General features: G+C 47.7%; 8 protein-coding genes. 7 read left to right on the top strand and 1 reads right to left on the bottom strand.

Annotation, left to right across the window (positions count from 1 at the left end; all coding sequences use genetic code 11):
• Window positions 1–560 precede the first annotated feature (560 nt).
• Both Q502_RS00615 and Q502_RS00610 read left to right on the top strand, forming a co-directional pair.
• Window positions 561–953: a HEPN domain-containing protein gene (locus Q502_RS00615; RefSeq protein WP_099830899.1), complete on the top strand. Its 393-nt coding sequence runs from the start codon at window positions 561–563 to the stop codon at window positions 951–953.
• Window positions 907–1,284, top strand: a complete 378-nt coding sequence (locus Q502_RS00610; RefSeq protein ID WP_099830898.1) for a nucleotidyltransferase domain-containing protein — start codon at window positions 907–909, stop codon at window positions 1,282–1,284. The genes Q502_RS00615 and Q502_RS00610 overlap by 47 nt, the downstream gene beginning before the upstream one ends.
• Window positions 1,285–2,803: 1,519 nt before the next feature.
• Here the strand turns inward: Q502_RS00610 and Q502_RS00600 are convergent.
• On the bottom strand, window positions 2,804–3,883 hold the full coding sequence (locus Q502_RS00600) for a linear amide C-N hydrolase (RefSeq protein ID WP_243392441.1): 1,080 nt from the start codon (window positions 3,881–3,883) through the stop codon (window positions 2,804–2,806).
• Between the two features lie 195 nt (window positions 3,884–4,078).
• Here Q502_RS00600 and Q502_RS00595 point away from each other — a divergent pair, with 195 nt between their 5' ends.
• From Q502_RS00595 to Q502_RS00570, 5 genes are all read left to right on the top strand, one after another.
• Entirely contained in the window at window positions 4,079–4,933 is an 855-nt protein-coding gene (locus Q502_RS00595; RefSeq protein ID WP_099830896.1) for an ABC transporter ATP-binding protein, read from the top strand.
• A complete protein-coding gene (locus Q502_RS00590) occupies window positions 4,923–5,693 on the top strand; it encodes an ABC transporter permease subunit (RefSeq protein ID WP_099830895.1) in 771 nt (256 codons plus the stop codon). The genes Q502_RS00595 and Q502_RS00590 overlap by 11 nt, the downstream gene beginning before the upstream one ends.
• A gap of 580 nt (window positions 5,694–6,273) precedes the next feature.
• Window positions 6,274–6,405 (top strand): hypothetical protein, encoded by a 132-nt coding sequence (locus Q502_RS14525; RefSeq protein ID WP_258001922.1) that lies wholly within the window; start codon window positions 6,274–6,276, stop codon window positions 6,403–6,405.
• A 651-nt stretch (window positions 6,406–7,056) separates the two neighbouring features.
• Window positions 7,057–8,670: a DUF3887 domain-containing protein gene (locus tag Q502_RS00580; RefSeq protein WP_102819317.1), complete on the top strand. Its 1,614-nt coding sequence runs from the start codon at window positions 7,057–7,059 to the stop codon at window positions 8,668–8,670.
• A gap of 512 nt (window positions 8,671–9,182) precedes the next feature.
• Window positions 9,183–9,481: transposase (locus Q502_RS00570; protein ID WP_181815875.1), on the top strand; the 299-nt coding region annotated here is incomplete at its 3' end.

Below are 9,481 nucleotides of genomic sequence, written 5' to 3'. Positions count from 1 at the left end.
CGGCTCTTCACAGCGTTCAGCGGGTTCACCGCTTTTAAGCGTACAGCAGAACTTCTGGCGTATAGCGGATCTTCAGGGCGAGATCCCGTGCAGGTACCCTGAACAGGTGCACATCAGGGCAGGCTCTACGGGATGACAATGTCATAAGGTTATGCAATTCTTTTGTAGGGGCGAACGGCTGTTCGCCCGAAAAGGAAATCCTCCACCGAGGCCTGACTGGCTTCCGTATTTCTCGCCTTCTCGTGAGCGCAGCGAACGCCTCGACATTGCTCTTTCCTTAAGAAAAAGGTTCTCGGGTTTGATTTCAACAAAGTCGGCTCTTCACAGCGTTCAGCGGGTTCACCGCTTTTAAGCGTTCAACGGTCTCGGTCTTCTCGGTGGACGGTGGACCGTTGACGGACAACGTTGTTTTGAGCAGCGATCAGCGGGTTCTTGTTCTTAAGCGTACAGCTGCTCTTTCCCTACGAAGCGGAACTAGCAGAGCAAAGTGCGACTTGCCACTGAAGGCCACATCCTCTTACTGGTTGCAGGTGCTATAATCACGATTGGGAGGGATATCCATGCCCGATAGGTCGTTGGATTGGTTACGTCAAGCAAAAAGAGATCTAGAACACGCTCGAGAGTCTGCTATAAATGGAAAGCATGAATGGGCTTGCTTTGCGTCACAGCAAGCGGCAGAAAAGGCAGTAAGGGCTCTCCATCTTTCTTTGGGTCAGGAAGCGTGGGGGCACATGGTAAGCAAACTGATTCAAGAACTTCCTGAAGGAATTGTGCTGCCCGACGATTTATTGGATAAGGCGAGAATTCTTGACAATTCTTACATACCTGCGAGATATCCGAATAGTCATCCCGAAGGCTCTCCTTTTGAGTATTTCGGAAGCAAGCAAAGTGAGGAGGCTATTGCATATGCCGGTGAGATTGTTGAATTCGTCAATAATGAAATGGCCAAGTAAAGAGGCTGTAGTCGATTCGTTTTTTAAGTGGTCAGAAACGTTGAAGCGGGATTCCAACATTCTAAGTATAGGTTACTTCGGTTCCTACGCTCGGGGCGACAATGGAGTGGGAAGCGACCTTGATGGGATTGTTGTAGTGAAAGACTCCAAAGCTCCTTTCGGAAAACGGGGAACGGAATGGGATTTGTCGATTTTACCGGTTCCGGTCGATCTTCTGATCTACACTTTGGCCGAGTGGAATAAATTAAACAAAGAACCGTCCTACTTCATTAAAAGATTGAGAGAAGAAGTTAAGTGGATCTTCAAAACAGATGACTCATTGAACCTATAAAAAGGATCATTGTTTCGATCAATCTCACCGATGTTCTCGGTGGAAGCTAGAAACCCCTGTTTGTTGACAATGCGTCATGCTGAACTTGTTTCAGCATCTCGATCTTAAGAACCGTCCTTCGTTGCCCGTCCCGGATCATGGACCCGTCCTTGGGAAGAGCCTGAGGTCAAAGGCAAGAGGTCGGAAGAGCGAAGAGATCTTGATCTTCTTACCTCTAGCCTCATTCCTCTTACCTCTGATCCGCCTCATCCCTTCGCCCTGACCAAGAGCACGTCAGGATGACAAACCGAGTTGGTTCATTCACCTACGGTGGCCAGTCTGCTGGCGCAGGCCATTCAGGCTTCGCCTGGCCAGTCTCGCCTTCGGCGAAGCCAGTTCCGCTTCGCGGACAAAAGAGCCGTTGTGTTCACGTGAAGATCGGGATTCTGAGCAGGATCATCTCAGAATGACGCGATGCAAGAGAAGACTATCACCCCATGTCACTCGTACAAACTCCTACTTCATCACCCGTAAGCCTGCCCCAATGAGCCCGCCTCAAAATGCTCCTGTTTGGGGGTCTGCACGGGATCTGCACTTTTGAAGACCATGGCCGGGAGCCGCGGGTTGGCAGGTAATAGCGAAGGATCAGTTCCAAGTTGCAGTGTGTCATTTGCAAGAAGAGGAACTGAAATCACAATACATGACCCTGGCCTGAAACAAGTTTATGACGGTATTGATAGCGGGTAAGATTCTGGAGTCTAGGGTCTGACAAACAAAAACAGCTTGAACCGTTCAGAATTATCAGCGCCTGTGAGGACATCATCCCGAACTTGTTTCGGGATCAGGGCTTTTTTGTAAGACCGAGGTTGGTGGTGACGGGCTGGTGGTAGGAAAGAGCGGATATAAGCTGGTTAGCCGTTGCCCATCTACTGGAAGGACAAGGGCAAGAAGGTGAATCAAGTTCGGCATGCGGAATCCTAGACGAAGAACCAAGAACCTGGACGCGTAGCGTCGGAACGAAGAACAGGTCTTCTGGAAGGAAGGGTTCATGATCTTGACAAAGGAACAAGGACGGTTCCCACTTCTGCATGATGTGATGTGACGTTTTCGGAATTACCATTCGTTGTTATCCCGCGGAGCCAGCCCTGAAAGCCTGCCCAAAAACACTTAGGTTTTGGGCTCCTGTTAAGCGATTAGATGATGCCCTTAGGATCTCGTCATTCCCCTTTTTCACACCTCGGCAACGCGGTTTTGACAACCCTTTCCTGCTATTCTTATCCTCATAATCCGCTTCGCCCACTTTTGTGGGAGAACGGAGGATCATTGACGGTAAACCTGAAAATGCCTTCTGGCGCGTAAGCGCCAGCATCGCTTCCTGCCGTAGGCAGAATGACTTCTGCTCTTGCTCGGAGGGTGGCTGACCGTAGACGGGCAACGTTGTCTTCAGCAGCGTACAGCGTTTTCTAGTCGAGCGGGCTGTTTCTCGCGTATTTGCTCTCACATAACCTAGGAGCCCTTCGACATATTCACGACTGTATTTTCACTTGATTTCGTCAGTCACATCGATATAACTCTGTTCGTGACTCATATTCAGAAATCTTATGTTTCCACTCGAAAAATCGATTCTATCAAGCTCTACCTTTCTGATATTCAGATCACCGTATGTCCTGTAGTAGTAGACTCTGTTGGTCAAGTCCCTTACTGCCGACCAATAAGCAATGTCTCTTGTAACTACCCATCCCAGCTCTTCATTGACTACGAGACCTTCAGGAATATCCAGAGCGTTCAAGATGTGCCAGGCCAAAGTTACCGCCTCTTTTGCATGGGCTGGCTTCACTTCTCCGTGAGAGTAGAAGGCGGCCCTCACAAATCGGCTTGGAGATGTGTTGTCCCCAGGAAGCCCAAGCAATCCAGTTCCATTTCCTGTCGCCTTAATTTCAAAATCGCCTAACTTAGAACTCTTGATGTTTACCGGAGTCAAGTTTACGTAGTTCGAGAGATTCTGAAGATGCCAGTCGAATGTGGGATTGTTTGTAATTACTCCAAGAGGGTTTTCATGAATGTTCAGTTCACCTTCAACGTACTCTATTACAATACAGCCTCCCTTTGCATCATAGACAATGTGGTGAAGTGGCATAACAGTAGACTCCGTGGCCATAATGGCAAGGCCGTACACACGGATATTTTCGAGCGCTGTTTTCACTTCATCTACCGTTGCGAAGTTGCCAAGAATCCAACCTACCAGATCAAACTGAGAGAGAGTTTCTCTGTAAAACTCTCTTTGTAGCTCCTGGTAACCTGCGCAACCGGAGAAGTAGAATGCGCCGCATGCCAAACCAACTTCGTTTATTCCATCTGCAACTAAATCCATGCCCAAGGCGTTGGCCCCAACGTATCCGTACTTCACATTCCAGCTCAGGCCCTCCCAGCCGGTTGTAAACGCAGTCATAAAAGTACCTCTAGGTACAACCATGATTTTGCTTTCGAGATCAAATTCAAACTCGAGAGTCCTTGCAGCAATAATTGAACCATCCCTCGAAACCACTCTGAACCCTGTGCAACCGATCGAAGCACCAGTAAGCGAGACTAATAAAAGAACGCACATTAGAAATCTCTTCATCGCAAACATCCCCCCTGTCTTCAGCTCCCTGATCTCTCGTTTCTCTGAAGACTGCAATATTATACATTGTGATCACTTCTTGACTTCTACATTCTAGAATCACTGGAAAAAGCAGGAGATTCAGAGCACCCCCTTGACAACTAACTGTATTAGTTGATATAGTACAGTTAGGATAGTCAGTGAGGAGTGAATTCAATGTTAGAAGAAGCGATCAGAGTTAAGAACCTTAAGAAGAGCTACGGGAATTTCGAGGCTGTAAAAGGGATAGACCTCTCGCTTGTGCCCGGAAAGGTCAACGCTCTTTTGGGTCCTAACGGCGCGGGAAAGACCACAACTCTAAAATCAATTCTTGGTCTTGTTCATTATTCCGGAGAGATAACGATACTTGGAGAGAAAATCGATGTCGCCCGGGAGAGAATCTCATTTGTTCCGGAAGACAAAAGCTTCTATGACAACCTGACTCCGGAAAAGGCAGTTAAGATGTGTTCGATGCTCATGCGCAATTTTTCGGCAGATAAAGCTGCTAAACAAATGAAGGACTTTGATCTCCCTATGAATAAGAAGATATCTGCTTTCTCTCACGGCATGAAGACATCCACTTATCTGGCAATTGCAATGTCTCAGGACGCTGACATCTTCATCTTTGACGAACCCACGTGGGGTCTTGATCCACTCCGGAGAGACGAAGTTCTTGAGATGATAAAGAATCTATCCCTTAATGGAAAGACAGTACTTTACACCTCTCACATCATTCCCGAGGTAGAGAAGATCGCCGATGTCTTTTCGATAATGTACAAAGGCGAAATTCTCTACTCAGGAGAAATGAAGGGATTGGACGATAGGTTTGCTCTTTACTCTCTGCCTTTGAAAACGGAAATAGATAAGAATGACTTCATCGCCGTCGTCAAAGAAGCAGATGCGCTGAAAGTTCTCACCGACAACCCTAAAGAGATTGCGAAGCTGAAGGAGATAGCTGGATCTAGAAGAGAAGAGGTTAGTCTTGAATCCTTCTTCGGGACAATTGTAAGGGGGAATAAGCATGTTCTATAAGGAAATCCACGAAATGAAATTGAGAGTAGTAATCATGTTCGTCGTCTTGTTAATCTCATTGGTTACAACTATTGCTCTCAGACCTTATGCAGCGCAGATGATGGAAGAAATGACCGCTCAACTTGAAGATATGCCGGATTTTCTTAAGAATCTTATGGGAGACGTTTCAGGTCTTTCGAGACTTAATGAAGACAACTACTATCTGTTGAGTCAGTGGCACGGAAAGAACTACGGGCAGTTTCTCCCCTTCGTCGTTCTGCTGATTGCCTTCCCCATATTCGCAAAGGAATTCGACAAGAAGACGATCTACTTCCTGCTTTCAAGAAAGAACAGAAACGAAGTGTTCTGGACAAAGTATCTTGCGGGGCTCGGAGCCGTACTGACAATAACGGCGGTCTTGTCTTTGCTCGGTCCAGTAGCAATGAATTTCGCCGGTTACAGCACGGTGTTTGCCGATACGCTGAAAGTGCTGCTCCAGCAGCTGGTCGGAGTCACATTCTTCTACTCTCTTTTTACGATGATTTCTATAATGAGTAGAGATCAGGTTAAACCAGTCGTCGCCGGAGTAGTAATAGTCCTAGGATTGCCCATACTTGGAATGATTGATACGCTCTCCTGGCTGAATCTATATCCTTTTATACTGGGATCGAGTATAGCACAGAAGGGGACTATTGACTGGATCTATCTGGTCTCATTGCTTGCAGCGACAGTTGTACTGACCGTAACTGATTACAAGGTCTTTGAAAAGAAGGAAGTGTGAAAACAGACCACTTTCGGAAGGCTAAATGATGGCGAGAATGTCGCTAATGCGGGCCTGGCCGTGGTCGGTGGTAGCAGGTAGGGGGTCGGGAAGAGCGGAATAAGACGCAAGGCGCCGAAGAGCATCGGCGGACGCAAGGCTGGCGAAGATCACGCCAGGTCGCAATGCCCTCTTCGCGGGGAAGCAATTCCGAAAATCCCACTGAGGCCGATTCTTTGAAGTGCTCAGCTTGCAGCGTTCCCTAACAAGCGGATCTCTGGCCGTCAACGATTGGCCTTTCTCAGTCAGATGGAGAAACCGTATCGAGAGAACGAAAAGACGCTTTGCACTTGAGATTAAGCTTCGCTTCGAGAAAGGCGGCATTCGAGACTGCCCTGAGTAGCGAGAAAAGCAGATCTGAATGTTGTCACTGCAGGATGACAGACAAAAGAAGCGAACAATGCGGTTGGGCCGAGAGCTCGTCATTACCCATAAGTTAGGGAGGTAAACGGCACTCATATACTGGCACTTGCGGAAACACTGTGGTTCGCTCCTGATGATCCTGATCTTAAGTCCTCCCTTGAGGGAGGAGGGCCACGAAGTGGCGGAGGGTGTCTGTTTCAAAGAAGAGCATCGAGAGTACGAGATGAGGAGAGAGTACGAGAAACAGGAGAGAGGGAGTTCTCGTCCTCTCGTGAGCGAAGCGAACGTCTCGAAAATGCCCTTTCTCTAGCTTCACGCTCCACCGATCTTAAGAGCGGTAGGGTCAAGAGATGGCGCGGTGAAAGTGAGTACAGACCTTGTGAGGCCAGGCTGTTTACTCCCCTTTTGGGAGAGTGTCCCCCTCAAGCGGGTCATCTCATCCACACTCCCCACCGCAAGCGGTCCCCCCCGCTCGAGCGGGGATTTAAGATCAAGAACAGAAGAGCGGTTCATCGTTGACACTCCGTGTCCAGGGTCTTCATTAGACGCCGCGAGATGATTAGATCCAGAGAATATGATGTGGGTAATGATGATCCGCTCAAGCGGAGTGTCTATGCCTAAATGATTTGGGACGAAGGACCAAGGACTGATTTTCGATCATACGGAATTGAGAGCGGAAGAGGTCGTAAATTTACACTCGAGAGGTAGCAAAAAAAGTAGAGGCAAGAAGCTTTCTAAGTTCAGCGTTTCCTGGTATTATATTGATCTCGATCTTCATACCTCTACCCTCGCACCTCTGCCCTCTAGCTTGATATTGATCTCATCCTAGGACGGTTCTTTCCAGCATCCATCGAATCTTCTGCCCGTTATTTGGAGCTGGAGGCCCGAATTCTTAAGATGAACACAGATCTTGATTCTTGAAGGTAATCGTAACACTGCTAATTGTTAAGGAGGAAGGAAAATGATCAAAAGGATTCTAGTAAGTGCGGTTCTAATTGCATCCGTTCTATCTTTCGCGTCGATTGATATCGCGAAGCAGTACTTAGACAGTTTCTTCAACGGGAAGTTTCCCGAAGCTTATGAGCTGCAGAATGTCGAGATGAAGAAGGCGCAGCCGCTTTCAGCAATGAGAAATCTCAGAGGGCAACTGCAGATGCAGGTTGGAGATTTCGTCCAGATCCTAAATATCAGCGAAGTACCTCAGGGCGATCTTGTGTCCTACATATTCGCCTCTGAATTCAAGGCGGGAGTATTCGATGTGATAATTACTCTGGATGCCGAGAAAAAGGTCGCGGGATTCTTCATAAGACCATCTTCTTACGTAGAGCTTGAAACGGAGAGCATAATGATTGAAACAGGAAATGAAGTAGTTGACACCTATCTCAAGGGATTCTTCTCCGGAGAATTCGAGAATATCTTCGAGCTTCAGAATGAACAGGTGAAGGCAAGTCTCACTCCTGAAGCGCTAAGCGGCGCATACGCAAATATTGTTGGCGTGGCCGGGGAATTCCAAGAAGTTCTGAATCTGGACTCATCAACGAATGACGGTATGATCTCCTTTGTTTTAGCATGCAGGTTTGCAAATGGAATCTTCGACATCACTGTCACTCTCGACAGCGACGAGAAGGTGGCAGGCTTCTATTTCCGTCAGTCAGCATATTCCGAAAGGGAGTTGCCTGAATATGCCGACCCATCAGCCTACACGGAACAAGACATCACTGTAGGCAAGGAACCATATTATCTTCCGGCAAAACTGATGGTTCCTAACGGTCTGGAATCGTATCCGTTAGTAATCATCTTGCAGGGATCGGGAACACACGATATCGATGGTACTCTGGGCCCGAACAAGCCTTACAGAGACATCGCTGCGGGACTCGCATCCAGGGGAATTGCGACACTGAGATATCCAAAGAAATACCTTGTATACCCGGACAAAGCGGACGAAATCGGAGCAACTGCCGAAGCGGAATACGTAGACGACGCTCTGGTCGTCATCGAACAGATGAAGTCAATTCCCCTATTCAGCGGGATCTACCTCGCCGGACACTCCATGGGCGGAATGGTTGCTCCATGGATTGCTGAAGAGGCTGGAGTCGATGGCGTGATAGTTCTTGCCGGTTCTCCCGTTAAACTCGCTCAGATAAGTCTGGATCAGAATCTCGATCTGGCTGGAGACCAAATGACGGAAGAACAGAAAGCTCAGACAATCGAGTTCTTCACTCAGTTATTGAATGGAGAAATCCCGGAAGAAACGGAGATTGCCCCCGGACTTACGGCAGGCTATTACTACAGCCTTGACAGATATTTTTGTATGCCGGTACTGGAGGAAACGGAGCTCCCTGTATTGATTGCAAATGCCGAGCTTGATTTTCAGAGTCCCAAACACTACTTCGACATCTTCGCTGAGGAGCTTGGAGAAAGTCCAAATGTCACACTTGAATTGCTTGAAGGACTCAATCATATCTTCATAGAAACGGACGGAACGATCAAGAGTATCGAAGAATACAACAGGCCGGGTTATGTCTCCGCTGAATTGATAGACCTGATTGTCGAATGGATTAAGGAGCTGGAGTGACTTTTAGAAACGTGTTCAGGGGTAGCAGGTAGGGGGTCGGGAAGAGCGGAATAAGACGCAACGCGCCGAAGAGAATCGGCGGACGCAAGGCTGGCGAATATCACGCCAGGTCGCAATGCTGGCGAAGATCGCACCAGGAAGCAGTGCCCGCTTCGCGGGGAAAGAGCCAATTTTGCTTAGGAGAAAACTCTGTACGTTGTGAAGAGCAGTTCCAAGATGCAAGTTGTGAGTTGTAAGAAGAAGAAGAAACGGAGAAGAAAGCAAAATGAAGCAATCTCATCAGAACCAGCTCATCTCGTCATCTGAAGCGCTCCTGTTAAGGATCTGGGCTTATGAGAAACCGTTGTCGGGAGTTGCAGGTAGCGGGTTGGAAAGAGCGGAACAAGACGCAGGGCGCCGAAAAGCATGGCGGACGCAATGCCCGCTTCGCGGGGAAGCGATTCGAAAAGGAGTATGTAAAAAAGATTGTGTAAACCCTCTAGAATGGAATAGAAGAATGGAGGGAAGAGAAGATGAAATTTGACAGAGAAAAGATCAAGTCGTTAATCGAGAAGAATGGATTTGAAAATGTCGGAGATGTTCAAGAGGTAATGAAGGAGTTGTTTGGTGACATTATTAAAGAAATGCTTGAAGGAGAGCTAGAGGAAGAGCTTGGATATTCGAAGCATGACTACAAGAGCAAAGAGACTGACAATTCGAGGAATGGACATAGCAAGAAGACAGTTAGGAGCGATTACGGAGAAATAGAACTTGAGATACCAAGGGACAGAAAAGGTGAATTTGAGCCTGTTGTTGTGAAGAAACATCAGAG

Origin of the sequence: Mesotoga sp. Brook.08.YT.4.2.5.2., from assembly GCF_003351125.1 — a bacterium.
Lineage (GTDB): Bacteria > Thermotogota > Thermotogae > Petrotogales > Kosmotogaceae > Mesotoga.
Note: the sequence above shows the minus strand (reverse complement) of the source record. Positions and strands in the feature narration are given on the sequence as shown.

What these genes read in the sequence shown, in the direction of transcription:
- Q502_RS00590 (WP_099830895.1), top strand. Translation starts at nt 4,923, where the DNA reads ATGTTCTATAAGGAAATCCACGAAATGAAATTGAGAGTAGTAATCATG.
- Q502_RS00595 (WP_099830896.1), top strand. Translation starts at nt 4,079, where the DNA reads ATGTTAGAAGAAGCGATCAGAGTTAAGAACCTTAAGAAGAGCTACGGG.
- Q502_RS00615 (WP_099830899.1), top strand. Translation starts at nt 561, where the DNA reads ATGCCCGATAGGTCGTTGGATTGGTTACGTCAAGCAAAAAGAGATCTA.
- Q502_RS00600 (WP_243392441.1), bottom strand. Translation starts at nt 3,883, where the DNA reads ATGAAGAGATTTCTAATGTGCGTTCTTTTATTAGTCTCGCTTACTGGT.
- Q502_RS00580 (WP_102819317.1), top strand. Translation starts at nt 7,057, where the DNA reads ATGATCAAAAGGATTCTAGTAAGTGCGGTTCTAATTGCATCCGTTCTA.
- Q502_RS00610 (WP_099830898.1), top strand. Translation starts at nt 907, where the DNA reads ATGCCGGTGAGATTGTTGAATTCGTCAATAATGAAATGGCCAAGTAAA.